This is a genomic window from Campylobacter sp. RM10537 (genome assembly GCF_022369435.1).
Taxonomy (GTDB): domain Bacteria; phylum Campylobacterota; class Campylobacteria; order Campylobacterales; family Campylobacteraceae; genus Campylobacter_D; species Campylobacter_D molothri.
The window spans coordinates 1,362,070-1,385,061 of sequence record NZ_CP059597.1; the positions used below are offsets into that span (position 1 = coordinate 1,362,070).

32 protein-coding genes and 1 pseudogene are annotated in these 22,992 nt (G+C 28.0%); 19 read left to right on the forward strand and 14 right to left on the reverse strand.

Annotation, left to right across the window (positions count from 1 at the left end; translation table 11 throughout):
- The 19 genes and pseudogenes from CMOL_RS06880 to CMOL_RS06970 all read left to right on the forward strand — a co-directional run bounded on the left by CMOL_RS06880 (position 1) and on the right by CMOL_RS06970 (position 12,288).
- The gene (locus CMOL_RS06880; protein WP_239820211.1) at positions 1 to 744 is read left to right on the forward strand and encodes a 7-carboxy-7-deazaguanine synthase QueE; all 744 of its coding nucleotides are present in this window, start codon (positions 1 to 3) and stop codon (positions 742 to 744) included.
- On the forward strand, positions 741 to 1,322 hold the full coding sequence (locus CMOL_RS06885; protein ID WP_200279737.1) for a 6-pyruvoyl trahydropterin synthase family protein: 582 nt from the start codon (positions 741 to 743) through the stop codon (positions 1,320 to 1,322). Before CMOL_RS06880 ends, CMOL_RS06885 begins: the two co-directional genes overlap by 4 nt.
- The gene (locus CMOL_RS06890) at positions 1,322 to 1,747 is read left to right on the forward strand and encodes a cytochrome c family protein (protein WP_239820212.1); all 426 of its coding nucleotides are present in this window, start codon (positions 1,322 to 1,324) and stop codon (positions 1,745 to 1,747) included. The genes CMOL_RS06885 and CMOL_RS06890 overlap by 1 nt, the downstream gene beginning before the upstream one ends.
- Before the next feature lie 2 nt (positions 1,748 to 1,749).
- Positions 1,750 to 2,157, forward strand: coding sequence for a hypothetical protein (locus CMOL_RS06895; RefSeq protein ID WP_200279743.1), 408 nt, complete (start codon positions 1,750 to 1,752; stop codon positions 2,155 to 2,157).
- A 1-nt stretch (position 2,158) separates the two neighbouring features.
- Entirely contained in the window at positions 2,159 to 2,815 is a 657-nt protein-coding gene (locus tag CMOL_RS06900; protein ID WP_239820213.1) for a 16S rRNA (uracil(1498)-N(3))-methyltransferase, read from the forward strand.
- Positions 2,816 to 2,895: 80 nt separating this feature from the next.
- On the forward strand, positions 2,896 to 3,096 hold the full coding sequence (gene rpmE / locus CMOL_RS06905; RefSeq protein WP_137624064.1) for a 50S ribosomal protein L31: 201 nt from the start codon (positions 2,896 to 2,898) through the stop codon (positions 3,094 to 3,096).
- 2 nt (positions 3,097 to 3,098) lie between these two features.
- Entirely contained in the window at positions 3,099 to 3,923 is an 825-nt protein-coding gene (gene rsmI / locus CMOL_RS06910) for a 16S rRNA (cytidine(1402)-2'-O)-methyltransferase (RefSeq protein ID WP_239820214.1), read from the forward strand.
- A 14-nt stretch (positions 3,924 to 3,937) separates the two neighbouring features.
- Positions 3,938 to 4,621: a TrmH family RNA methyltransferase gene (locus CMOL_RS06915; RefSeq protein ID WP_200279752.1), complete on the forward strand. Its 684-nt coding sequence runs from the start codon at positions 3,938 to 3,940 to the stop codon at positions 4,619 to 4,621.
- Entirely contained in the window at positions 4,614 to 5,555 is a 942-nt protein-coding gene (locus tag CMOL_RS06920) for a hypothetical protein (protein ID WP_239820215.1), read from the forward strand. The genes CMOL_RS06915 and CMOL_RS06920 overlap by 8 nt, the downstream gene beginning before the upstream one ends.
- Entirely contained in the window at positions 5,549 to 6,355 is an 807-nt protein-coding gene (locus CMOL_RS06925) for a hypothetical protein (RefSeq protein ID WP_239820216.1), read from the forward strand. The genes CMOL_RS06920 and CMOL_RS06925 overlap by 7 nt, the downstream gene beginning before the upstream one ends.
- Before the next feature lie 10 nt (positions 6,356 to 6,365).
- The gene (locus CMOL_RS06930; protein WP_239820217.1) at positions 6,366 to 7,568 is read left to right on the forward strand and encodes an LL-diaminopimelate aminotransferase; all 1,203 of its coding nucleotides are present in this window, start codon (positions 6,366 to 6,368) and stop codon (positions 7,566 to 7,568) included.
- Positions 7,569 to 7,570: 2 nt separating this feature from the next.
- Positions 7,571 to 8,818, forward strand: coding sequence for a homoserine dehydrogenase (locus CMOL_RS06935; RefSeq protein ID WP_200279761.1), 1,248 nt, complete (start codon positions 7,571 to 7,573; stop codon positions 8,816 to 8,818).
- Position 8,819: 1 nt separating this feature from the next.
- Positions 8,820 to 9,158 carry a YraN family protein gene (locus tag CMOL_RS06940; protein WP_200279763.1) on the forward strand — a complete coding sequence of 113 codons (339 nt, stop codon included), beginning with the start codon at positions 8,820 to 8,822 and terminating at the stop codon, positions 9,156 to 9,158.
- 50 nt (positions 9,159 to 9,208) lie between these two features.
- Positions 9,209 to 9,529, forward strand: a pseudogene (gene trxA / locus CMOL_RS06945) (thioredoxin); the annotation flags it as partial.
- A gap of 128 nt (positions 9,530 to 9,657) precedes the next feature.
- Complete coding sequence (gene trxB / locus CMOL_RS06950) at positions 9,658 to 10,596, forward strand: thioredoxin-disulfide reductase (protein WP_200279768.1); 939 nt, start codon at positions 9,658 to 9,660, stop codon at positions 10,594 to 10,596.
- Between the two features lie 337 nt (positions 10,597 to 10,933).
- Positions 10,934 to 11,137: a YqaE/Pmp3 family membrane protein gene (locus CMOL_RS06955; RefSeq protein ID WP_200279770.1), complete on the forward strand. Its 204-nt coding sequence runs from the start codon at positions 10,934 to 10,936 to the stop codon at positions 11,135 to 11,137.
- Positions 11,137 to 11,460: an outer membrane protein assembly factor BamE domain-containing protein gene (bamE, locus tag CMOL_RS06960; RefSeq protein ID WP_200279773.1), complete on the forward strand. Its 324-nt coding sequence runs from the start codon at positions 11,137 to 11,139 to the stop codon at positions 11,458 to 11,460. Before CMOL_RS06955 ends, bamE begins: the two co-directional genes overlap by 1 nt.
- A 194-nt stretch (positions 11,461 to 11,654) precedes the next feature.
- Complete coding sequence (locus tag CMOL_RS06965; protein ID WP_239820218.1) at positions 11,655 to 12,071, forward strand: hypothetical protein; 417 nt, start codon at positions 11,655 to 11,657, stop codon at positions 12,069 to 12,071.
- 10 nt (positions 12,072 to 12,081) lie between these two features.
- Entirely contained in the window at positions 12,082 to 12,288 is a 207-nt protein-coding gene (locus CMOL_RS06970) for a hypothetical protein (protein WP_239820219.1), read from the forward strand.
- Positions 12,289 to 12,451: 163 nt separating this feature from the next.
- Here the strand turns inward: CMOL_RS06970 and CMOL_RS06975 are convergent, their stop codons facing one another.
- The 14 genes from CMOL_RS06975 to CMOL_RS07040 form a co-directional block, all read right to left on the reverse strand.
- On the reverse strand, positions 12,452 to 13,909 hold the full coding sequence (locus CMOL_RS06975; protein ID WP_200279786.1) for a DASS family sodium-coupled anion symporter: 1,458 nt from the start codon (positions 13,907 to 13,909) through the stop codon (positions 12,452 to 12,454).
- A 95-nt stretch (positions 13,910 to 14,004) separates the two neighbouring features.
- The gene (gene ybeY, locus CMOL_RS06980) at positions 14,005 to 14,409 is read right to left on the reverse strand and encodes an rRNA maturation RNase YbeY (protein WP_200279788.1); all 405 of its coding nucleotides are present in this window, start codon (positions 14,407 to 14,409) and stop codon (positions 14,005 to 14,007) included.
- Entirely contained in the window at positions 14,406 to 15,020 is a 615-nt protein-coding gene (gene recO / locus CMOL_RS06985) for a recombination protein RecO (protein ID WP_200279791.1), read from the reverse strand. Before recO ends, ybeY begins: the two co-directional genes overlap by 4 nt.
- A 17-nt stretch (positions 15,021 to 15,037) precedes the next feature.
- A complete protein-coding gene (locus CMOL_RS06990) occupies positions 15,038 to 15,562 on the reverse strand; it encodes a cysteine hydrolase family protein (protein WP_239820220.1) in 525 nt (174 codons plus the stop codon).
- A gap of 5 nt (positions 15,563 to 15,567) precedes the next feature.
- Positions 15,568 to 16,323: a PP-loop family protein gene (locus tag CMOL_RS06995; RefSeq protein WP_239820221.1), complete on the reverse strand. Its 756-nt coding sequence runs from the start codon at positions 16,321 to 16,323 to the stop codon at positions 15,568 to 15,570.
- Entirely contained in the window at positions 16,320 to 17,006 is a 687-nt protein-coding gene (locus CMOL_RS07000) for a 5'-methylthioadenosine/adenosylhomocysteine nucleosidase (protein ID WP_200279800.1), read from the reverse strand. The genes CMOL_RS06995 and CMOL_RS07000 overlap by 4 nt, the downstream gene beginning before the upstream one ends.
- Positions 17,003 to 17,926, reverse strand: a complete 924-nt coding sequence (fabD, locus tag CMOL_RS07005; protein ID WP_337207260.1) for an ACP S-malonyltransferase — start codon at positions 17,924 to 17,926, stop codon at positions 17,003 to 17,005. The genes CMOL_RS07000 and fabD overlap by 4 nt, the downstream gene beginning before the upstream one ends.
- Positions 17,926 to 18,480: an FKBP-type peptidyl-prolyl cis-trans isomerase gene (locus CMOL_RS07010; RefSeq protein ID WP_200279803.1), complete on the reverse strand. Its 555-nt coding sequence runs from the start codon at positions 18,478 to 18,480 to the stop codon at positions 17,926 to 17,928. Before CMOL_RS07010 ends, fabD begins: the two co-directional genes overlap by 1 nt.
- Before the next feature lie 12 nt (positions 18,481 to 18,492).
- Positions 18,493 to 19,452 (reverse strand): tetratricopeptide repeat protein, encoded by a 960-nt coding sequence (locus tag CMOL_RS07015; RefSeq protein WP_239820223.1) that lies wholly within the window; start codon positions 19,450 to 19,452, stop codon positions 18,493 to 18,495.
- A gap of 3 nt (positions 19,453 to 19,455) precedes the next feature.
- Positions 19,456 to 19,953, reverse strand: coding sequence for a peptidoglycan-associated lipoprotein Pal (pal, locus tag CMOL_RS07020; RefSeq protein WP_200279807.1), 498 nt, complete (start codon positions 19,951 to 19,953; stop codon positions 19,456 to 19,458).
- 78 nt (positions 19,954 to 20,031) lie between these two features.
- Complete coding sequence (gene tolB / locus CMOL_RS07025) at positions 20,032 to 21,243, reverse strand: Tol-Pal system protein TolB (protein ID WP_200279809.1); 1,212 nt, start codon at positions 21,241 to 21,243, stop codon at positions 20,032 to 20,034.
- 13 nt (positions 21,244 to 21,256) lie between these two features.
- Positions 21,257 to 22,033, reverse strand: coding sequence for a TonB C-terminal domain-containing protein (locus tag CMOL_RS07030; protein ID WP_200279811.1), 777 nt, complete (start codon positions 22,031 to 22,033; stop codon positions 21,257 to 21,259).
- A gap of 4 nt (positions 22,034 to 22,037) precedes the next feature.
- On the reverse strand, positions 22,038 to 22,427 hold the full coding sequence (locus tag CMOL_RS07035; RefSeq protein WP_239820224.1) for an ExbD/TolR family protein: 390 nt from the start codon (positions 22,425 to 22,427) through the stop codon (positions 22,038 to 22,040).
- 9 nt (positions 22,428 to 22,436) lie between these two features.
- Positions 22,437 to 22,991 (reverse strand): MotA/TolQ/ExbB proton channel family protein, encoded by a 555-nt coding sequence (locus CMOL_RS07040; RefSeq protein ID WP_239820225.1) that lies wholly within the window; start codon positions 22,989 to 22,991, stop codon positions 22,437 to 22,439.
- Position 22,992 lies beyond the last annotated feature (1 nt).

The window sequence follows — 22,992 nt, forward strand, 5'->3', positions numbered from 1 at the left end:
TTGCAAATTGTTGAAATTTTTTTAAGTATCCAAGGAGAGGGTAAATATGCTGGAAAATTAGCTATTTTTATTCGTTTTGCAGGTTGTAATTTCAATTGTAGTGGTTTTGGGGTTGAAATTAAAAAAGATGGAAAAATTCTAAAAGGTTGTGATACTATAAGAGCTGTTTTTACTCAAGAATTTAAGCAAAAATATAAAATTTTAAATGCAAATGAAATTTTTAATCAAGTAATAAAACTTAAAGATAAGTTTAATCCTATCATAGTAATTACAGGTGGAGAGCCTTTAATTTATCATCAAAATCCTGAATTTATTACTTTAATCAAATCTTTATTAGAGGAAAATTTTGAAGTTCATTTTGAAAGCAATGGTAGTATAGAAATTGATTTTTTAAAATATTCTTTTTACAAAGAATGCATTTTTGCATTAAGTGTTAAATTAGAAAATAGCGGAGTAGATCGTCATAAGCGTTTGAATTTTAAAGCTCTTAAATCATTTAAAAATAATTCCAAAGATAGTTTTTATAAATTTGTATTGGATGCAAATACATTAAAAACCTCTTCGGAAGAAATTTCAGAAATTTTAAAAGAAGCTCCTAATGAAGTTTTTTGTATGCCTATGGGGGAAAATCAGATTAATTTAGATAAAAATGCTAAAAAAATTGCTGAATTTTGTATCAAGAATGGATATAATTATTCTGATAGAATTCATATTCGTTTATGGAATGATAAAGAGAGCGTATGATTATTAGAAAATTATTTGAATTTGAAAATGCCCATATTGTTAGATTTTGCTCTTCAAAACGTTGTAAAAGTAGCATACATGGACATTCTTACAAAGTCGAAGTTTTGCTTGAGAGTAAATATTTGGATAATGCTGGAATGGTTTATGATTTTGGACTTTTAAAAACTTATATTCGTCAAATTATTGATAGTTTTGATCATGCTATTACACTTTTTAATCAAGATGATCAATCTTATTTGCACGAGATGAAAAAATATTCTCAAAGATGGATTACTTTGCCTGTTAATGTGAGTGCTGAAAATTTTTGTCGCGTGTTTTTTATACTTATTGATGCTTTGCTTAAGCAAACAAAGATGGTTAATGGAGAGCAAGGCGTGAATTTGCAAAGTATTATAGTCCATGAAACAAGAACAGGCTATGCTCAAGCTTTTAAAGATGATGCTTATTCAGATATTTTGCCAAAAATTTCTCTTAATGATATTGAATTTTCACCAGCTATTAAAGCAGAGTGGAATGATATAGATTTTTATGACAAATTAAAAAATTCATATATTTTTACAAATCCTAAGGAGATCTAATGGGCAAAATTTTAATTACTATTATAAGTTTTCTTATTGCTTTATCAATTAGTGCTTGCAGTGATAATGATGAGTTAAATTCTAAAAAACAAAATTCTATAGAGGATAAAGTTGAGTTAGAAAAAAATGATGAAACAACGCAACTAAGCGATACAAATTTGCCTTTACCTGTGGATGATGAATCGGACAATTTTAATATAACTTATAATACAAATTCGAGTATAGTAGGTTCTTTATATAAACAAAAATGTGCCAGTTGTCATGGAGAAAAAGGAGAATTAAAACCTAAAAAAAGTGTAGCTATTAGGAACTTAAGTTTTGAAAATTGGACTTTAAAAATTCAAAAATTAAAAGATAATTCTCATGCTTTTTTAACAAAAGAACAAAGCGATAATTTAGCAAAATATATTATTAAGGTAAAATAATTATGGAACAAAGTTATCATTTTTTTATAGCATTGCATCTTTATAGTCTATATGCAAGTGGATTTTTAATGTTTTTTTATTTGATTTTAACTCAAGGCAATTTCAAAACAGAATTTATTTTTATCCGTAGAATTCGATTATTTTTGCCCATATACTATACTTTTTTAGCTTTTATGCTTTTTACAGGTTTTTTACTTTTAGCCATGAAAAAATTTCAAATGAGTTTAAATTTTTGGTTAATGATTGCATCTTGGATTTTAATTTTAGCATTAGCAATTTTTCATTTTATACAGTTTAAAAAAGCTCGCAGAATAAGACGTTATATTGCTTTTAGATGGATGAGTTTTTTGATTTTATTTTGTGAAATGTTATTGTTATTTTTGCCTTTTGTTTTAAAAAAATATTTATAAAATGCAATTTTTGTATCATGAGCAGGCTGGTGAGGAAATTTTAAAATTAAAAGGTGAAGAATTTGCTCATTTAAAGGCAAGAAGGGTTAAAGAAAACGAAATATTAATTTTAAGAAATTTAAAGGATAAGTTTGCTTATACCTATAAAATTTCTAATGTGGAACGTCATTCTTGCCAATTGCATTTTTTAGGTAAGGAAAATAAAACAACATATAAAAATACCGCTTTAAATTTAGCTTTAGCTGTGATAGATATCAAGATTTTAGAAAAAACACTTCCTTTTTTAAATGAACTTGGGGTCGAAACTTTACATCTTGTTTTTACTGATTTTTCGCAAAGAAATTTCAAAATAGATTTAAGTCGCTTTGAAAAAATTATCATCGCATCTTGTGAACAATGCGGAAGAGAAAGTAAAATGAAAATACAAATTTATAACCATGTAAAAGATTTTTATGAAAAATTTCCAGAAGCTGTTTTGGTTGATTTTGAAGGAGAAGTAAAGGAATTTGATTTAAATAAAATTTATTTTGTGGGTCCTGAAGGAGGATTTAGTCAAAGTGAGAAACAAATTTTTAAAGAAAAAATTAGATTGAAAGCTCAAAATATTCTTAAAAGTCAAACTGCTATTATATCAATTGCCTCAAAAATACTTCTTTAAAAAACACTTAAATTAATCTAATTTTTATATTATATTTACTATAATCACCGTTTATTGTTTTATTTTTTTAAGGAAAAGTTATGAAAAAAGAAATTCACCCAGAATATGTAGAATGTAAAGTTAGTTGTGCTTGTGGCAATACTTTTGTAACTAAGTCTAATAAAAATGAATTAAGAGTAGATATTTGTTCGAGTTGTCATCCTTTTTTTACAGGAAGTGAAAAAATAGTTGATGCTGCAGGTCGTGTAGAGAAATTTAAGAAAAAATACGCAATGCAATAATTATGCTCTATTTTATTCCTACTCCGATAGGAAATTTAGGCGATATATCTTTTCGTGCTTTAGAGCTTTTAAAGACTTGTGAAATTTTTTTTTGCGAAGATACAAGAATAAGCAAGTCTTTGCTTTTATCACTTTCTCATAAATTTAAAATTGATTTTAAAACTAAAAAAATGATTTCTTTTCATTCTCATAATGAAAAGGAAATTTTAAAGAATCTAAATCCAGAAATTTTTTCTCAAGATATAGCTTTTTTAAGTGATGCAGGTATGCCAGGTATTAGCGATCCTGGGTATGCTTTAGTTGATTTTGCTTTGAAAAATGGTATTAAATTTGAAGTTTTACCAGGTGCAAATGCAGCTTTAGTTGCTCTTGTAAGTTCAGCTCTAAGTGAAAAAGAATTTGTTTTCATGGGTTTTTTAGCTAATAAAGGCAAAGATCGTATAAAAGATATTCAAAGAGCTTTAAATCATTCTTATGCGAGTATTATTTATGAATCGCCTAAGCGAATTTTATCTTTGGTAGAGCAAATTTCTTTTATAGATGAAAATCGTGAAATTTTTGCAATAAAAGAAATTTCTAAAAAATTTGAAACAAAATTTAAAGGTAAAGCCAAAGAAGTTTTTAATGAACTAAAAGAAGCAAATTTGAATGGAGAATGGGTACTTGTTATTTCAAAAAATCATCAAAATTTAAATTATAATTCTTTATTAGAAAGTGATATTTTAGAGCTTGATATTCCTCTGAAAACCAAAAGCAAACTTTTATCCAAAATCAATGGAAAAAGTCCAAAAGAAATTTATGCAAAACTGCTTTTAAGTCAAAATTAGATACAATCAAATTTATGATAGTTTATGGAAAACAAATATTTTTTTACATTCTAGAGCATCATAAAGATCTAATTAAAGAGCTTTATTTGGCTAAAGAATGCGATAAAGAAATTTTTAAGAAAATTGCAAATTTTGGATTTAAAATTAAAAAACTTGATTTTAAAACAGCTCAAGCTTATGCTAAAGGTGGAAATCATCAAGGTTTTTTACTTGACATTGAAGAATATCAATTTAAAGAATTAACTTCCTTAAAAAAAAGCGATTTTATAGTGATACTTTGCGGTATTAGTGATGTTGGAAATATAGGTTCTATTGCACGAACTAGCTATGCTTTAGGAGCTGGTGGAATTATTTTTATTGGAGAAAGATTAAATATGGAGGGAGTGATACGTACAAGTAGTGGTGCGGCTTTGGATCTTGATATTGTTTTAAATCGTGATATTTTATCAGTTATAAATGAGTTAAAACAAGTTGGATTTAAAATTTTTGCTAGTGCAAATGGAGGAAAAGAAATTCATGATTTTAGATTTGAAAAAAACAAAAAAGCTCTCATTTTAGGAAGTGAGAGTTTGGGATTGAGCCAAAAAATAATAAATAAATGTGATGACTGTTTAGGTATAAAGATGAAACATGGTTTTGATAGTCTTAATGTCAGCGCAGCTTTTGCAATACTTTGTGATAGGATGATAAATGCTTAATTGGAAAAAAATTGAAGATTTTAATTTAAAAGAAGTTGTGGATAAAACACAAATTGAACTTGATTTTTTAAATGCCTTGATTAAAAAAGATTTTTCAACTTTGCACCGTTTTAATGTAAAAGGTTTTATAAAAATTTTGAGTCGAGAATATGATCTTGATTTTACTGATTTTAATGAAGAATACGAAGCTTATTTAAATGAAAATAATTTAAATACCATTAAAAATAATAATAATATAAAAATTACAACTCCAAAGCTTGATGCTTACCATCAAAAATCAACTAATTTTGCCGCTTTGATTATACTTTGTATTATAGCTATTATTCTAGCTTTAGGAATTTATTATTTTGACACAATTAAAGGTTTTTTTAAAAACGAACAAAATAATTCTAGCACAGCAGTTGTAGATATTATAGGACAGGCGCAAAATAATTTAAAATCTTTAGAAGGCAATGTAGTTGTAATTAATAATGAAACTAAAGAAAAATTAGATGAAAACGTAAGTTCTGAAATAATATCTAATGATCAAGATTCTCAAACACAAGGTCAAAATACAATTCAAGAAACAGATGAAAATATAACAATAGAAAATAATAAAACTGACGAAGATATTATACTTAAAGAACAAAATACTGAATTAGATAGTATTAATAAAAATGCTCATTTTAAAATTTCTACTAAAACTTGGATTGGTATTATTGAATTGCAAAAATATAAAAAAACAAGTTTTGTCAAAAGTCAAGATTTTACCCTTCCTTTAGATGTTGATCAGCTGGTTTTAACGGGTCCTTCTGCTTTAAGTATTATTGATGAAAACAATAAAGAGCATCAATTTCCAGCTGGAAGCCCTAAACGCTTTTTAATTAAAGATGGTAAAATTAAAAATATTACATTAGCCGAATTTATGAAATTTAATAAAGGCAGAGAATGGTAAGAATATTTTTTTCCTTTTTCTTTTCTATACAGACGGTATTTGCGATTTCAAGTTTAGAATTAGCCCAAAATTTGGTTAATGATTCTAGTAAAAATTCTCAACTTAATCTTTTATTTGCAAATTCTTCTTATTTAGATGATAAGGGAAATTTAGATATTGCTAATATTTCAAGAGTTTTAAAAACCAATTCTTTACTTAATTTAAATTTGCCAAATTCTCAAACTTTAAAATTAAATTTTAGAGCAAAAGCTGATTCAGTTATTTTTTTTAAAATTTTATCTGATGCTTTGGTTGAGAGTGGATATGTTTATTTTATTCCTACAGAGTTAATTTTACATGAGGGAAATATTGATTATACAGTGCAAGTTGATTCCCAGTATATATTGGATCCAGGAACCTTGTATAGATTATTGAAAAAAAATTCAGTTTATATAGATGATATCAAACAAATTGGACCTTATTTTTATCAATATGATTTAAATTTTGATAATGCAAAATTAGATACTAATGTTAACATTGCTTTAAATTCTTTAACTATTTTGGAAAGACCTCTTAAGGATTATATTTTCACAACTAAAAATGCCTCTAAATTAGTCATAGATGCAAGCGATGCTGATTTTTGGTTTCCTAAAATATTGTTTTTGGATAAAAATCTCAATTTAATTAAAAGTATAAAAAATAATAAACAAAATAATCATTTTGAAGAATTTATTCCAAGTGGGTCGGTTTATGTTATAGTAAGTGATATGTATAGTTTAGATAATATTCGTAGAGGTTTAAAGGTGCTTTTGAAAAAATAAAAGGAAAAAAATGTTTGATGAAATTCGTTTTAATACTATAGAAAGATTGCCAAATTATGTTTTTGCAGAAGTTAATGCAATAAAAATGAATGCAAGACGTTTAGGGAAAGATATTATCGATTTTTCTATGGGAAATCCAGATGGAAAGACTCCGCAGCATATTATTGATAAATTATGCGAAAGTGCTAATAAAGATAAAACCTCAGGTTATTCCGCTTCAATTGGAATTTTTAAATTAAGATTAGCTATTTGTGATTGGTATCAAAGAAAATATAATGTTAGCCTTGACCCTGAAACCGAAGTTGTTGCAACTATGGGCTCTAAAGAAGGATTTGTTAATCTTGCTAGAGCAATTATTAATCCAGGTGATGTAGCCATAGTTCCAACTCCTGCTTATCCTATACATACTCAAGCTTTTATTATAGCTGGGGGCAATGTAGTTAAAATGCCTTTGATCTATAATGAAAACTTTGAATTAGATGAAGATAAATTCTTTCAAATTTTAAACACAACCTTACAAGAAAGTGTTCCAAAACCTAAATATTTAGTTGTTAATTTTCCGCATAATCCTACAACAGTAATTTGTGAAAAAAGTTTTTATGAAAAATTAGTTCAAATTGCAAAAAAAGAAAGGTTTTATATTATTTCAGATATTGCCTATGCTGATTTAACATATAATTCTTACAAAACTCCATCAATTTTAGAAATCGATGGTGCTAAAGATGTAGCTGTAGAAACTTATACTCTTTCAAAATCTTATAATATGGCTGGTTGGAGAGTGGGTTTTGTAGCAGGAAATAAGCGTTTAATTAATGCTTTAAAAAAAATTAAATCTTGGTTTGATTATGGCATGTATACTCCAATACAAGTAGCAGCAACCGTTGCGTTAAATTCTGATCAAAGTTGTGTTGAAAAAATTAGATTAAATTATGAAAAAAGAATGCAGGTTTTAATCGAGTCTTTTTCTAATATAGGTTGGAATTTATCAAAACCTAAAGCAAGCATGTTCGTTTGGGCAAAACTTCCACCTCAAAAAGCTTATTTAAAAAGTTTAGAATTTTCAAAGCAACTTTTACAAGAAGCTAATGTGGCTGTTAGCCCAGGAGTTGGCTTTGGAGAAGCTGGCGATGATTATGTGCGTATTGCTTTAATAGAAAATGAAAATCGCATACGTCAAGCTTCCAGAAATATAAAAAAATATCTTAAAGAATAATCATGAAAGTAGCGATTTTAGGTTATGGAACCGTAGGTAGCGCAGTTGTTAAAACTTTACTAGAAAATCAAAAGATAATTAAGGCTAGATGTGGACAGGATATTATTCCAGTAATTGCTTTAGCAAAAACTCCAAAAAATAATGCTTTAATTCCAATAACAACAAATGTCAATGAAATTTTAAATCGAGATGATATCGATGTTTTTGTTGAGCTTATGGGTGGAATCGATAAACCCTATGAACTTATAAGTGAAATTTTAAAAAAAGGAAAAAGTGTTGTAACAGCTAACAAAGCTTTATTAGCTTATCATCGTTATGAGCTTGAAAATTTAGCTAAAAATTTAGCATTTGGGTATGAAGCTAGTGTGGCTGGAGGTATTCCAATTATTAAAGTTTTAAAAGAGGGCTTAAGTGCTAATAATATTATAAGCATAAAAGGTATTTTAAATGGTACCTGTAATTATATTTTAACTTGTATGCAAGAGGGAATGGATTTTAACAAGGCCTTAAAAAAAGCTCAAGAATTAGGTTATGCCGAATCAGATCCAAGTTTTGATATACAAGGTAAAGATGCTGCCCATAAGCTTTTAATTTTAGCCAGTATTGCTTATCATTTGGATGCCAAGCCTGAAGATATTTTAATTGAAGGTATTGAAAACATAGGATCTGAAGATATGTATTTTGCTAAAGAGTTTGATTTTACAATTAAACTTTTAGGTATTGCTAAGTTAAAGAATTCTTGTGTAGAATTGAGAGTTCATCCTACTATGATCAGCAAGGATAAAATTCTCTCAAAAGTAGATGGCGTGATGAATGCGATTTCTATTGAAGGAGATTTGCTAGGAGAAAGTTTATATTATGGAGCTGGAGCTGGAGGAATGGCAACTGCAAGTGCTGTTATTTCAGATCTAATTGATGTTGCAAAGGAAAATCTTAGATCACCTATGTTAGGTTTTAGAAAAAATATTGAATTTAAACTTTTAAAACAAGATGAAATTTATACAAAATATTATTTAAGAATTAAAGTTGAAGACAAAATAGGCGTGCTATCTGAAATCACACAACTTATGTCTAAAAATTTAATTTCAATAGATAGTTTTTTACAAAAATCTAAAAAAGATGAAAACTATACAACTTTATTTTTTACCACACATTTTACTTATGAAAAAAGTATCAAAGCCTTGATTAAAATATTAGAAAAACAAGACTTTGTTAAAGATAAGCCTTTTATGATGCGTATAGAAGAGTAAAATGGGATTAAAAGCTTATCTTGATGGAATTAAAGGAGAAGATCAAGCTTGTATTTTTTTAAAAAAACATAAATTTACTATTTTAGAGAGGAATTTTCATTCTAAATTTGGTGAAATTGATATTATCGCTATAAAAGATGATATATTGCATTTCATAGAAGTTAAATTTACCCAAAATAGCTATGATATTTATGAACGTTTTGATTATAATAAATATCAAAAAATCATCAAAACTATTAAAGTTTATCTATTGAAAAAAAGATTAAATAATGATTTTCAAATTGATCTAATTTGCGTTAAAAATAATATAATAGAATTTATTGAAAATGTTAGTTTTTAAGCTGATATTTAAAAAAATAAATTAAAATTAGATAAAACTACGAAAGGAATAAAAAAATGGGAAAGTATATAGAATTAACTTCTGAAAATTTTTCACAAGTAAAAGAAGGTGTCGCGTTAGTTGACTTTTGGGCTCCTTGGTGCGGACCTTGCAGAATGCTTGCTCCTGTAATTGATGAACTTGCAAATGATTTTGAAGGAAAAGCAAAAATTTGTAAAATCAATACAGATGAACAAGGTGATTTAGCAGCAGAGTATGGAGTAAGATCAATTCCTACTTTAATATTTTTTAAAAATGGAGAGGTTGTAGATCAACTTGTAGGTGCGCAATCAAAACAAGCTATCACTGATAAACTTAATTCTCTACTTTAATCTTAAAAAGCTAGTATATTCTAGCTTTTTCAAATTTCAAATTTATACTAAATAATAATTTTTATTATCTACTATTAAGAATAATTTTTATATTATTATTAACAAAAATAAAAATAAAAGGAAAATATATGTTAGATTTAGCAATTATAGGTGGAGGTCCAGCTGGTCTTAGTGCCGGTCTTTATGCAACTCGCGGTGGCTTAAAAAATGTAGTAATGTTTGAAAAAGGTATGCCAGGAGGGCAGATCACTTCAAGTTCTGAAATTGAAAATTATCCAGGTGTGGCGCAAGTTATGGATGGAATTTCTTTTATGGCTCCTTGGAATGAACAATGTATGCGTTTTGGTCTTAAACATGAAATGGTCGGTGTGGAGCAAATTTTACAAAATGATGATAAAACTTTCACTATTAAATTAGAAGGTGGAAAAACAGAAACAGCAAAAGCCGTAATTGTTTGCACAGGATCAGCTCCAAAAAGAGCAGGTTTTAAAGGAGAAGATGAATTTTTTGGAAAAGGAGTGAGTACTTGTGCAACGTGTGATGGATTTTTTTATAAAAATAAAGAAGTAGCCGTTTTAGGTGGTGGAGATACAGCATTAGAAGAATCTTTATATCTTGCTAATATTTGTTCTAAAGTTTATCTTATCCATCGTAGAGATGAATTTAGAGCCGCTCCTTCAACGGTTGAAAAAGTAAAGAAAAATGAAAAAATTGAATTGATCACTAGCGCGAGTATTGATGAAGTTTATGGTGATAAAATGGGTGTTAGCGGAGTAAAAGTGAAGCTAAAAGATGGAAGCATTAGAGATTTAAAAGTTCCAGGAATTTTTACTTTTGTTGGTTTAAATGTGAGAAATGAAATTTTAAAGCAAGATAATGGCCAATTTTTATGTTCTATGGAAGAAGGTGGGCAAGTGAGTGTTGATCTTAAAATGCAAACGAGTGTTTCTGGGCTTTTTGCTGCAGGAGATTTGAGAAAAGATGCTCCAAAGCAAGTTATTTGTGCTGCAGGAGATGGGGCTATAGCTGCACTTAGTGCTATGGCTTATATAGAAAGCCTGCATTAATATTTTTAGGTTAGAAAATTTCTAACCTAATTTTGATAATTATAAAAATCTTCTTTCAAAAATAAAAATAATTTATTTTAAAAATTTTTTACATTAATACAGAAGTATTGCTTAAATATTTAGCATTATTTTAACTTCATTATTTAATAAATCAATTTATCAAAATTTTATACTAAAAAATTTATAAGAAATCTCATTATTTGTTATTGAATAATTAATAAGAGCTTAGAATAATTAATAATTTTTATGATTTTATATGTAATATTTCTTAATTTCAGTGTAAATTAATAGGGGGGGGGGATTATAATTTTTTCGAATTTAATTTTAAGGAGAAAGAATGAGATTAATCATTTGTATTTTATTGCCTTGGCTCGGTTTTTTTACTATAGGCAAACCCTTTTCTGCAATTATATGTTTTATTTTGCAAATTACCCTTATTGGCTGGCTACCCGCTATGGTCTGGGCTGTATATGCTCTTAACCAATATAAAACAGATAAAAAAATTGCAAATATTTTAAAAAACCAAGAAGGGAAAATTTAATGAAATATTTATTATCTATTATTTTAGCTTTTATTTTAGGCGCTTGTTATCAAAAAGGTTTAGAAGTTAATCAAGATAAATTAAATTCTATTGTTATAGGAAAGAGTACTCAAGAAGATGTAGAAAAAATTATAGGTTATCCTGTAAGAAAAACAAGTTTGGGCAATAAAGAGGTATGGTATTATGATTTTACTAGAATTTCTTCTGTTCCTGGATTTGATAAAGACGAAAGCACAGTTTTTGAATTTAATAAAAAAGGCATAGTAGTTAAAAAATATAAAACTTCAGGTTCTGGAAATTCAAATCCTTTGTTAGGTGGGTAATTTAAATCAAAGAAGAAGTCAAAAAAAGAAGCGAACTTTATGCTAAAAAAGAAAGAGTTTTTATAGAAAAAGAAGAAATTGTCAATAAAAACAATAAATTATTTAGAGTAAAGACTCAAACATCAATCAGTCCTGATGGGGAAGAAGAAATCACAAAGACTGAAACATACCAAATTACTAGATAAAGGAAAAAAATGAAAAAAATGTTATTTGCGATAGTTGCAGTATTTTTTATTGCTTGTGGTGGAGATAAACTTGTTAAATTTGAATACGAAAAAGGAAATAAAGAATTATTTGAAAAGGCAAATAATCTTATTAAAGAAAAATATCCAAATTATAATCTTTACTCATGGAAATCGCTAGAAAATATTTCAAGTATTCAAGAAGCTAAATATAGAATGAATACTATTGAAGATAGTATTTCTAATCAAGGGTATTGCAAAAATGATGAAGAACATTATTGTAATTATATCTTGTTAGAAAAAAATGGAAGATATAGATTAATAGAAGTTAATTGTAACAAAGCGTATAGTTATACAAATCCCTTTGGTGTAAAAATAGAAAGTCCAGATAAATGCAAAATAAGGGAAATACCAATATTACAAAAATAAAAGACTGAATATGGAAAAATTAACCCCTTCAATTTTGCCTTCAAACTGGATAGATACCATAAGCTATACAATAGAAAATGCAGTATCGCCTATGTTTCAAAAAATGTTTCAAGGCGTTCATAACGCCTTGTTTAGTGGAATGGGAGCAAGTATTTTTGCAATTTATTGCATTATATGGCTTTTAAGACAAACGCAAAATGGATATATAGCATTTTAATGATTTAAATGTTCTTACATTTAAAGATATAAATAATAATATTAATTCTTTCTTTATTTACACCTTTTAAACGAAATAACAGGATTAATCAAAAAAATAATGTGAAGAAATGAAATAGTAAAAATATAATAATTTTCTCCAAAAAAGGAGAAAATTAAATTTTTCAATGAAAACTCAAATAAGGCATAATAAATTTAATCCAAGGTATTCCCACAAGAAAATAAATTACCATGTAAATTAAAGCAAAAATTCCACCTAATAAGAAAAACTGAGGTCCTTTGATATAATTACTTCCAAACCATAAAGGAGAAGATCCTGTTCCATAAGGAGTGATGATACCCATAAAGCCCATTGGTAATGTAAGTATTAGCATAACTTCTGCTGGATTTGCTCCCTTGATAGAGCTAGCTAAAGATACAAAAACGGCGATGATGGCTGTAACATAAGCAGTTCCTGAGGCGAAGAAATATCTAAGCCAAGAAAATAACATTAAAAGTAAAACTGTAGCAATAAATGGCTCAAAACCTGAAAGTTTATGTCCTAAAGAATTAGCTAAATAATCTAAAAATCCGACATTTTTAAGTCCACCTGCCATTGTAACAAGAGTTGCAAACCATACGAGAGTATTCCAAGCTGGCTTGTTGCCTAAAAAATCTTGCCAAGTAATTATTTTGCAAGCTATCATTAAAATAATCATGATTAAAGCTGTAGTTGTAGCATTGATTTTAAAAAAGCCTGATCCAACCCAAAGCACTAATCCAATAAGAGCAATAATAAGCATAAAAATTTGAGAAGTTGGCATTTTTCCTAAGGCTTGATATTTTTCATTTGCCCAAATAGCTATTTCTTTTGATCCTTTAACTTCTGGTGGATATATGAAATATCCTAAAATTGGAGTAATAACAAAAAGTATTAATCCTACTGGCAAAAAGGCTAAAAACCAACTAAGCCAATCTACGACCATAACTCCATTTTTAGAGATTAAAGAGAGAGCAAGTGGGTTTGGAGCTTGACCTGTAAGAAAAATAGAACTCGTAAGGCAAGAACTTGCTAGACCCATCCATACAAGATAAGCACCGATTTTTCTAGGATTTTTATCCGCATAGCTTTCAAACATAGGGGAGATGTTGCTGACTATAGGATAAACCGTTCCTCCACTTCTTGCAGCATTACTAGGTATGAAAGGAGCTAAAACTAAATCTACTATAGCAATAGCATAACCTAAACCCAAGGTAGATTTTCCAAGTTTTGAAACGAGATAAAGAGCCAATCTTTCACCCAATCCTGTTTTTGAAAAACCAAGTCCTATAGTAAAAGCAGCAAAAATAAGCCAAACTACAGAATCAGAAAATCCTGATAGTCCCCATTTTATCGCGACAGAATCTTTAATAATGGTTTCTATGTTATTAGAACCAACAGGTCCAACTTTAAATAAAACAGCTAAGGTAACCGCTATAACTCCAATTAAAGCAGGTGAAATAGGTTCTAAAATCAAGCCTATAATAAGACCTATAAAAATACTAAAATAAAGCCAAGCGTTAGCATTTAAACCTTCTGGTATTGGAATAAAATAAACGATTAATCCAACCACAAAAGGTATAAAAAGTTTTACATAAAACATATTTGTCCTTTTTAGAATTTAAAAATAAATTATATCTTAAGAATCTTATATTTAAATTTTAAATTAATAAAATATTTAAAGTTAAAAATAAATTTTTAACTTATGGTTCTAACAATTAAACTTGTAGGTAATTTGAAGTATTTTATAAGTTCTTCTTCTTTTTTTCGCATTTCTCCATTATCTTTTTCATGATCAAAGCCTAATAAATGAAGCATAGCATGAATAAATAACAAGCTTAATTCCTCTTCATAGCTATGGCCAAATTCTTTCGCTTTTTCTTGGGCTAATTCTGTGTTGATGACTATAGAGCCTAAAGGAATATTTTCATCTATATTTTCAAGTGGAAAAGATAAGACATCAGTTGTTTTATTTTGATTTCTTTGATTTAAATTAATTTCTTGCATTTCTTTATTATTAACAAAAATAAGTTCAATATCTTTCGGACTTAAAAAATTGGCTATTTTTTCCAAAAATTCATATTTTTCATCGCTAAGTATCATAGACCTTCCTTGATTAAATTATATAAATTTTGAATTTCTTCATCATTAAAAATTCGAGAATTTTGATTTTCATAAAAATATTTAATTTTTTTTTCTTCAAATTCATATCCTAAAGCACAGTGATTATGTGAAGGTAAAAAAGCTCTTATAAGAGTGATTTGATTTTGAATTTTTTCTTCACAAGAAAAACAAATAAAATCTCGAAATAATCTACCTTCAAATTCTAAAATTTTAAGATAAGCATCCACTATAACTCTTTTAGGATTTTGTTTTTCAAATCGTTTAACACATTCTTCTAAAAGTAAAAAATAAAATTCTTCAATCACTTCCGTATCTTTTAAATGATTAAATAAAAGACGAATAAATTCTTGCCAAATAAACATTTTTTCTCTATGCATAATCCAAGAAAAATTTAAATGTAATACATCTTTAAGTCTTGGAAGAAAATTTGGATGCTCATCTAAGGAAAAATCAATTTTATATCCATTTAAAATACTAGAATGTCTTACTCCATAAAAACGATAAGTTTTTATAAATCTTTTTGGACTTAAGATAGAAACGATCAAATCCTCATCTTTTACCTTTTGAGTATGAAGTATAAAACCCTGCATAGCAATTTATAAGAAATTTAACTTATTATTTTAACTCCATAAGCTTTAAGCAAAGAAAAAGCTGAATATTCTAAATTATTATCAAAACTAGCAGTAGAATTTTGATATAGGATAATTTTAGAATCAGGATTTGCGCTAAAAGCCAAAATAATATTAAAAAATACACAAATATGTGAAACAAGACCGCAAAAATAAATTTCTTTATATGAATTTTGATTGATGAAATTAGCAAAATCTAAACTACCAAAAGTATTTTTATAAAAAATTTTATGGGCTTTTTGCAAAAAAGGATCAAATTCACTAGGCATTTTCCAACCAAGAGTTCCTTTAATGCAATGTTTTATAGGAAGATTTAATCCTTCTTTGCTTTTTAAATAATCTTGATCATGTGTATCACAAGTAATAAGAAGATGTGTAGTGTTAAAGTCAATTTGATTTAAATGATTAAGAATATTTTGTTTAATTTCTAAAGCTTTTTTAAAACCTAAGCTTCCATTGATAAAATCATTTTGATAATCAACAATAACAAAAGCTTTTTCCATAACTTTTAATTTTGATTAATCCAAAAGGTTTCCATGTGTAAATTAGAAAAAGCAGTTTTTAAACTAGTAAAAAGTTTAGGATGCTCTTTTTCTAGGCTAGCTAATAGTTGTTTGGATTCTTCTCTTGCATGTGGAAATTTTATATTTTTTTCACTAAGTTTCATACCTGGACAAAACTCATTTCCTATGACTTGAAGTTCATTTTGAATAGCATTATCTCTAAGTTGCCTTTCTCTAACAAAAATTAAAGGACGTATTACTGTTATGCCACGTTTGCTTTTATAGATTGGAGCTAGCGTTCTTAATGATCCATTGTAAATAAAATTCATAAAAAAACTTTCTACCGCATCATCTAAATGATGAGCAATAGCAAGCTTATTAAAACCTTTTTCAAGAGCATAAGTATATAAAGCTCCACGACGCATTCTTGAAAAATAGCTACAGAAACTAGAATTTTCTCTTATGGTATCGCCTGATACTTCATAGATATTAGAATCAAGAATATTATGTTTAATTCCATGTTCTTGACAATGAGCATGCAATTGAGAATAATCTTCTCCCATACCATAACTTAAAGTGACAGCTTCGAGCTCAAATTTAAAAGGAGCATGAGCTTGCATACGATTTAAAAGATGTGCTAAAGCTAAAGAATCCTTGCCACCACTTAAACCTAAAAGAACACGGTCTCCATCCTTAATAAGTCCAAATTTAGCATTTGCTTGAGCAACTTGTCTTATAAGCTTTTTGCTGAGGTTTATCATAATTTCTCGCACATTTTAAGAACAAAATTAGCTGAAATTTTTGCAGAGTTAATTACAAATTCATCAAAATCAAATTCAGCTTTTTCTCCAGCTTTGTCGCTCATAGCTCTTAAAATAAAACAAGGTATTTTTAAAGCATCACAAACTAAAGCAACACTTGCACCTTCCATTTCACAAGCATCAGCTTTAAAAATTTCTCTTATTTTTGCTTTTTTTGCTTCATCACAGATAAATTCATCTCCAGTTGCAATGATTCCTGATTTTAGTTTAATATTTAATTCTTTGGCAACTTCTAAAGCAAGATTATTTAATTTCTCATCTGTTTTTATAAAAATATCATTTCCAGGAACAAAACCAAGTGGATGCCCAAAAGCTGTTATATCAAGATCGTATTGAGCTAATTGTGTAGCATAGAGCAAATCACCTATTTCTAATTCTGGATTAAAAGCACCTGCTACACCTGTAAAAAGTAAAATTTCGGCTCCAAATTTTTCGATCATTATGCTTGCACTTAGGGTTGAATTGACTTTTCCTATTTTAGAATAAGCTAAGATAAGTTCATGATTTTTATAATTTGCTAAATAATAAGTATTATTTGCATATTTAATACTTTTATATTCTTTTAAAATCTCAAGTAAAGGAGTTATTTCTTCTGGCATTGCACCTAAAATTGCTATTTTCATTTTATGACCTTTAAAAATTCATCAATATCGCTAAAATTAGTTAAAGAATAAGTTTCTTTTGGGCTTATTTTTTTATTTAAGCCTTTAAGGATATTTGAACCAAATTCTACAAAGCAATCAATTTCATTTTCATAATTTTTAATACTTTGTTTATAAAGAACAGGAGAAATAAGTTGAGATTTAAGTAATTTTAATGCTTGTTCTTTATCGGTATAAATTTTAGCATTTGCATTTGAAACTACAGCTTTAAAATTTGGTTTGAGTATTTTTTCAAGCTCTATGCAAAGTTTTAATGAAGCATTTTCTAATAAAGGGCAATGACTTGCAACACTCATATTTAAAAGCATTACTCTTTTTGCTCCAGCTTTTTTAAATTCATTTTCATAACTTATAAGATCAGATTTTAAACCTGCTACAACAATTTGACCATCACAATTATAGTTCGCTGCGAATATTTTTTTGCTTTCTCCTTGAGCTTTTTTGCAAATATTCTCTACAATTTGATCTTCTAGCCCTAAAACAACTATCATTCCTGCTTCAAGTTTAGAACAATCTTCTTGCATAAACAATCCTCTTTTATTGACTAAAACAAGGGTTTGTAAAAATTCCAAAGCTCCATTAACTGCTAAAGCCGAAAATTCTCCTAAAGAATGTCCTAATGAGAATATAGCCTTTAGATCTGATTTTTGTTCCATTAAAGCTGTATAGGCCATTAAAGAATTTAACACAATAGCAGGTTGGGTATATTCGCTTTTATTTAACTGTTCATTTTCTTCAAAAAGTAAATGCTTAAAATCAATCTTGCAAAAATCACTTGCACTTTCAAGAAGTTCTTTTGCGTTTTTAGAATTTTCATAAAAGCTTTTTCCCATTCCAGTAACTTGAGATCCTTGTCCTGGAAATATATAAGCAATATTTATTAGTGACAACCGCAACCTCCGCCACCGCAGCAACCTCCGCCACCATGATGATGATCGTGATGTCCTCCACTACAACCGCAACTATGGCTTCCTGCAATAATTCCTGTTAAAATTTCATCTTCGCTAGCTGGTCTAACATCAACAATATTAAGCGAAAAAAGCAAATCTCTTCCGGCATAAGGATGATTATAATCAACAACAACATCATTTTCATTGATTTCTTTAACGGTTACGCGAACGGTTTCGCCATTCTCACCTTCACCAAAAAGCTCCATACCTATTTTTAAGTCAATTCCTGCAAATTGTTCTTTAGGTAATGTTTGGATAGCATTAGCATCGTATTCGCCTAAACCTTTTTCTTTTTTAATTAAAACATCACTATTACTTGGACAATTAAGCTTCATAATTTCTTCTTCTAAGCTTTCTAAAATTTGTCCTTTTCCAACTATAAAAGAAATGGGTTGAGCATATAAATTAGATTCTAAAACTTCTTGAGTATTTGCATCTTTAAGTTCGTAAAACATTGAAACGACATTATTTTTTTCTATTGACATTTTTTTCCTTTTTTATTTTCTATTTGGTGAAGCTTTTGCTTCGGGTGTATTTGGATAATTTTTCTTTAAAGCTTTATAAAATCCATTAGCTGCTTTTGTATTGCCTATTTTATCTAATGAAATTGCAGTATGATATAAAAGCTTTGGAAAATAATCTCCTTTGGAACTGATAGCAGAGCTTTTTTTGTAAAAAACAATAGCATCATTGTAATTTTTTTGTTTATACTCTATCTCTCCTAGCCAAAAATTTGATCTTGCTGGTTTATATTTTTGTGCTATAAGATAATTTAATTTGGTTTTACATTCTTCATATAAATCTTTATGGAGATCTTGTATTGCTAAGTCTAAAATTTCATTGTTTTTTTTCTTTTTCCATGAATCATCTATAGTTTTATTCACATCTTGAATTTCTATATTATTTGTAGCATGATTGTCTTTTTTTTCATTAAAATTATCATCAGTATGGTTATATGAAGTGTTTGATGAAATATTGTTTATGCTCAAATTTATATCTTTAAGTTCTTCCTTGGATACATAATTTGCATTAATAGAATCTACTAAAGAACTAAGTTCTGTTAAAATTTTTTTAAATTGTTTATTATTGGCTTCTTGGATTTTTCTGCTTTCTTCAACATATTTTTTTAAATTTTGAATTTCTACAGTTAGGTTATTTTCTAAACTATCATTTTTTGATTCTAACTGAGTTAATCTAGAATTAGATTTTGCATATTGAGAATTAATACCCTCTAAGGTACTTTGCAAACCTTCAATTCTTTCTTGAATTTCATCAATTCTTGCATTTATTTGAGAATTGTTATTGCTTAAAGAATCAAGTTTTTCTTTGAGTAATCTTTCGCTCGAGCTTAAACCATATGCATTATTACTTGTTATATCTCCTGCTCCAAAAGCCGAGTTTTCAGCATGAAGTAAAGTAGCTCCAGTAAAAAGAGCTACTAAAAGTATTTTTTTCATAGATTATTTTGAAAGTTTAAATTCAGCACGTCTATTTTGTGCATCGCAAGCTTTTGTTTTTTCTGTACAAACTGGATTTGTTTCACCATAACTTTTAATAGAAATTCTATCTGAATTTACCCCTTGAGCTACTAAAGCTTCTTTAACAGCTTTTGCTCTTTTTAAACCTAAAGCTTGGTTATATTCATCAGTTCCCCATTCATCGCAATTACCCTCAACTGTGATATTAGCTCCACTTACTTCAGTATTGAAGATATTTGCATTATTATTGATAACATTTTGCATATCTGGACGAATATTGAATTTATCAAAATCAAAATATACTTTGTTTAAAGTATCATTAAGTTGAGAAATTCTTGAATCAATATCCCAATTATCTCTTCCACTTGAACCTTTGTTAGAATCTACACTAGTATCACTACTTACGCTAGTACTTTTTGTGCTACATCCACTAATGATCACTGCAAACGCGGCAATCGAACTAAAAATAATTTTTTTCATTTCCGACCTTTCCAATATGAATAGATTTAAAGGTATTATATCTAAATTTTTTATTAATTGCAACTCATAATACTAATTTTACCAATCAATAGATTGAATTTTTCCAAGCTTTAAAGGAAAGTAAAAAGTTTTATTTGCATTTACTCTTATAACACCTAAAGCACTTTGTGCACCAAGATACTTAATAAAAACTATACTACCACCATCACTAGAAAATCTTGGAAATAAATTTTTTCCATTGGCTGTAAGTTGTCTTACATCGTTACCATTAATTGATGTTAAATAGATATTAAAAACTCCATATTGATTAGCTTCTCTGCTAGAATATACTAAAAAATCCTTATAAGTGGAAACTGCTGAGTTATTTTTTCCGTGAAAAACAGCTTGTTCAGCACCACTAGAGCCATCTAAATTTTTTAAGAAAATATTTGGATAGCCTAAACGATCACTGACAAAGACCATTTTGTCATCATTATTTCCTATAAAATTACCATTAACATCAATGCCAGAATAATTAGTAAGTTGTGTTAATTTTTTACTGCTTAGGTCATATAGATAAATATCAGGTTGATCTTTTGGAGCCATAGTGATAAGAAGCTTATTGCCATCTGAGCTTACATCACTAGCTACAACCATACCACCACTTGATAAAATTTTATTGGCTTTATTAGAATTTAAATTATAACGATAAAGTGTAGGCATATTGTTATCATAAGCTGTGTAATAAAATATAGTTTGCTCTTTATTGCCCCATTTTGGGAATAAATTTAAACCGCCATCAATAATAACTTTTTGATATGTTAGAGTATAATCAGCTATGATAATTTGACTTCTTTTAGAGCTTGAATTTCTGGCTATTAAAATTTTATGATCCATCCAATCAATCGGAGGTAGACCTAAAGCACTAACAGAAGCTTTGATACTTTTATGTGCTAAAAAAGGATATTGATCAATACTATTTAATGTATAAGTTTGATTTGATTTTTCAATTCCTCCAGCTTTAATTTTAACATTTAAATTTAAGCTATTTCCATTTTGGCTTAGAGCATATTCAAAAACATAATTATTTTTTTCAGTAGCATCGCTTACAACATCAAAATTTGAACTTACTTTTAAATCATTGACAATTATATTATAAAAACTGCGTTTTAAAGCAGCATCATTTATATTAGAATTATCTTTAACGATAATTTTTGGTAAAACTACACCTGAATTAACGACCGTAATTGTTGGATCTTCAGCCCAAAGAACACCCACAAAGAGCAAAAAAACAGTAAAAAATTTTTTCATTTTTTCTCCTAAATTATTGTTGATTTTTTATTTCATCTTTTAAATTCATAATTATACTTATACTTTTATTTTGAGGTGGATAAGTTATGAATTTTCCTTTTTGACTTTCTAAAAATTCTGCTACTTTAGCATCATATAAAGAATCACCACTTTTTTCCACTGAAGTATAACCAAATTTTCCATTTTCATCAATAAATATTTTTACTCTTACGCTGATTTCTTTGTTGTTAGGATAGTACTGTTTCCATCTTTGAGTAATGACACGTACAACTTTACCTAGAAATTCATCATAGACACCCATTTTTTGAGTTTCAGTACTTTCGCCTTGAGTGAGATTTTCTTCTTCGATTAGACTATCATTGAGTTTTTTAATAAGCTCTGAAGCTTGAGGTTTTGGAGTTGTTGAGCTTTTTGATTGAGCATTTGCCTGTATTTTTGTTGTTTTTGCATCCTGCATTTCTTTTATATTGCCAAAAAGTTCATTGAAATTATTTGCTTGTTGATCAATATCTTCGGTTTTAACACTTTGATTTGTTGTTTGTGCGAAAAGTTTATTGATATCAACTTGATCATTTGGCTTTTGTAAATTTTTTGATGTATTTGGATTGGTAGAAATTTGTTTAGAAGGCTCTGAAAGTTCAATATCAATAAAACTATCTTTTAAATCTGTATATTGTATAGCTGGAGCAACTTGCGTTACAAGCCTAAAAAAAACAAAGGCAATAACAATTAAATAAACTACTAAAGCCAATAAAAAAGAATTTAGATTGCTTAAACCATATTTTTTCATATTTTTATTCTGTTTGTAATGCAACTTTGGTAAAACCTAAATTTTTAATACTTCTTAAAACATAAATAACATCATCATATTTTAAATTTTTATCAGCTCTGATAAAAACAGGTTCATCGGTATTAAATTGTGATTTTTTTTGTGCTAAATTATCAGCAAAACTTACAAAATTATATTTTTCTTGATTTAAGAAAATTTCTTTTTTAGAATTAATACTTACGATCAAGCTTTTTACAGTTGGAGCACTTGTGGATTTTTGACTTCCTTGAGGGAGATTTATTTTTTCTTCATAAGTGATGCTTGGAGTTGTGACCATTAATATGGCAAGCAAAACAAGCATAATATCTACTAAAGGTGTAATATTAAGTTCTGGTTTATGTTCTTCAAATAGCATTGTAAAGCCTTAGTTATGATTGGATAAAACTTTAATTTCGCTATCAATAATGCTTAAAAGTTCAAAAGCTCTAGCTTTAATAACAAGATGGAAAGTATAAGCAGGAATAGCAACCAAAATTCCACAGCCAGTTGCAACTAAAGCTTCGCTAATTTGTGGCGCAATAATACTTAAAGAGTTTTGACTTCCAAGACCTCCAAAGGTCTCTAATATAGAAATAACTGTTCCAAAAAGACCTATAAAAGGAGAGGTTGAAGCAATAATGCTAAGCCAAGTTAAACCACCTGAAGCACGTCGAGTAGCTAAATTTTTATAAATTTCTAAATGATTAAGGCTTGTGTCTGTGCATTTTCTTAAAATAGAATCGGTTCGACTCAAATCCTTTTCCCCTAAAAGTAAAGTTTCTAAACTTTCTTTTTCTTTATTTTTCCAAGTTGCTATATAGCTAATTCTTGAAAAAAAAATAGAAAAAGAGAGGATGAAATACAATGAAAGCCAAATAAGAACTACATAGGTAATTATGCTTGAATTACCAAAAAAATTAAATATTGCTTCAAAATTCATT

Excerpts from the sequence above, each read along its gene's own strand:
- CMOL_RS06885 (WP_200279737.1), top strand. The coding sequence starts at position 741 with ATGATTATTAGAAAATTATTTGAATTTGAAAATGCCCATATTGTTAGA.
- CMOL_RS06890 (WP_239820212.1), top strand. The coding sequence starts at position 1,322 with ATGGGCAAAATTTTAATTACTATTATAAGTTTTCTTATTGCTTTATCA.
- CMOL_RS06895 (WP_200279743.1), top strand. The coding sequence starts at position 1,750 with ATGGAACAAAGTTATCATTTTTTTATAGCATTGCATCTTTATAGTCTA.
- CMOL_RS06900 (WP_239820213.1), top strand. The coding sequence starts at position 2,159 with ATGCAATTTTTGTATCATGAGCAGGCTGGTGAGGAAATTTTAAAATTA.
- rpmE (WP_137624064.1), top strand. The coding sequence starts at position 2,896 with ATGAAAAAAGAAATTCACCCAGAATATGTAGAATGTAAAGTTAGTTGT.
- rsmI (WP_239820214.1), top strand. The coding sequence starts at position 3,099 with ATGCTCTATTTTATTCCTACTCCGATAGGAAATTTAGGCGATATATCT.
- CMOL_RS06915 (WP_200279752.1), top strand. The coding sequence starts at position 3,938 with ATGATAGTTTATGGAAAACAAATATTTTTTTACATTCTAGAGCATCAT.
- CMOL_RS06920 (WP_239820215.1), top strand. The coding sequence starts at position 4,614 with ATGCTTAATTGGAAAAAAATTGAAGATTTTAATTTAAAAGAAGTTGTG.
- CMOL_RS06925 (WP_239820216.1), top strand. The coding sequence starts at position 5,549 with ATGGTAAGAATATTTTTTTCCTTTTTCTTTTCTATACAGACGGTATTT.
- CMOL_RS06930 (WP_239820217.1), top strand. The coding sequence starts at position 6,366 with ATGTTTGATGAAATTCGTTTTAATACTATAGAAAGATTGCCAAATTAT.
- CMOL_RS06935 (WP_200279761.1), top strand. The coding sequence starts at position 7,571 with ATGAAAGTAGCGATTTTAGGTTATGGAACCGTAGGTAGCGCAGTTGTT.
- CMOL_RS06940 (WP_200279763.1), top strand. The coding sequence starts at position 8,820 with ATGGGATTAAAAGCTTATCTTGATGGAATTAAAGGAGAAGATCAAGCT.
- trxB (WP_200279768.1), top strand. The coding sequence starts at position 9,658 with ATGTTAGATTTAGCAATTATAGGTGGAGGTCCAGCTGGTCTTAGTGCC.
- CMOL_RS06955 (WP_200279770.1), top strand. The coding sequence starts at position 10,934 with ATGAGATTAATCATTTGTATTTTATTGCCTTGGCTCGGTTTTTTTACT.
- bamE (WP_200279773.1), top strand. The coding sequence starts at position 11,137 with ATGAAATATTTATTATCTATTATTTTAGCTTTTATTTTAGGCGCTTGT.
- CMOL_RS06965 (WP_239820218.1), top strand. The coding sequence starts at position 11,655 with ATGAAAAAAATGTTATTTGCGATAGTTGCAGTATTTTTTATTGCTTGT.
- CMOL_RS06970 (WP_239820219.1), top strand. The coding sequence starts at position 12,082 with ATGGAAAAATTAACCCCTTCAATTTTGCCTTCAAACTGGATAGATACC.
- CMOL_RS06975 (WP_200279786.1), bottom strand. The coding sequence starts at position 13,909 with ATGTTTTATGTAAAACTTTTTATACCTTTTGTGGTTGGATTAATCGTT.
- ybeY (WP_200279788.1), bottom strand. The coding sequence starts at position 14,409 with ATGATACTTAGCGATGAAAAATATGAATTTTTGGAAAAAATAGCCAAT.
- recO (WP_200279791.1), bottom strand. The coding sequence starts at position 15,020 with ATGCAGGGTTTTATACTTCATACTCAAAAGGTAAAAGATGAGGATTTG.
- CMOL_RS06990 (WP_239820220.1), bottom strand. The coding sequence starts at position 15,562 with ATGGAAAAAGCTTTTGTTATTGTTGATTATCAAAATGATTTTATCAAT.
- CMOL_RS06995 (WP_239820221.1), bottom strand. The coding sequence starts at position 16,323 with ATGATAAACCTCAGCAAAAAGCTTATAAGACAAGTTGCTCAAGCAAAT.
- CMOL_RS07000 (WP_200279800.1), bottom strand. The coding sequence starts at position 17,006 with ATGAAAATAGCAATTTTAGGTGCAATGCCAGAAGAAATAACTCCTTTA.
- CMOL_RS07010 (WP_200279803.1), bottom strand. The coding sequence starts at position 18,480 with ATGTCAATAGAAAAAAATAATGTCGTTTCAATGTTTTACGAACTTAAA.
- CMOL_RS07015 (WP_239820223.1), bottom strand. The coding sequence starts at position 19,452 with ATGAAAAAAATACTTTTAGTAGCTCTTTTTACTGGAGCTACTTTACTT.
- pal (WP_200279807.1), bottom strand. The coding sequence starts at position 19,953 with ATGAAAAAAATTATTTTTAGTTCGATTGCCGCGTTTGCAGTGATCATT.
- tolB (WP_200279809.1), bottom strand. The coding sequence starts at position 21,243 with ATGAAAAAATTTTTTACTGTTTTTTTGCTCTTTGTGGGTGTTCTTTGG.
- CMOL_RS07030 (WP_200279811.1), bottom strand. The coding sequence starts at position 22,033 with ATGAAAAAATATGGTTTAAGCAATCTAAATTCTTTTTTATTGGCTTTA.
- CMOL_RS07035 (WP_239820224.1), bottom strand. The coding sequence starts at position 22,427 with ATGCTATTTGAAGAACATAAACCAGAACTTAATATTACACCTTTAGTA.
- CMOL_RS07040 (WP_239820225.1), bottom strand. The coding sequence starts at position 22,991 with ATGAATTTTGAAGCAATATTTAATTTTTTTGGTAATTCAAGCATAATT.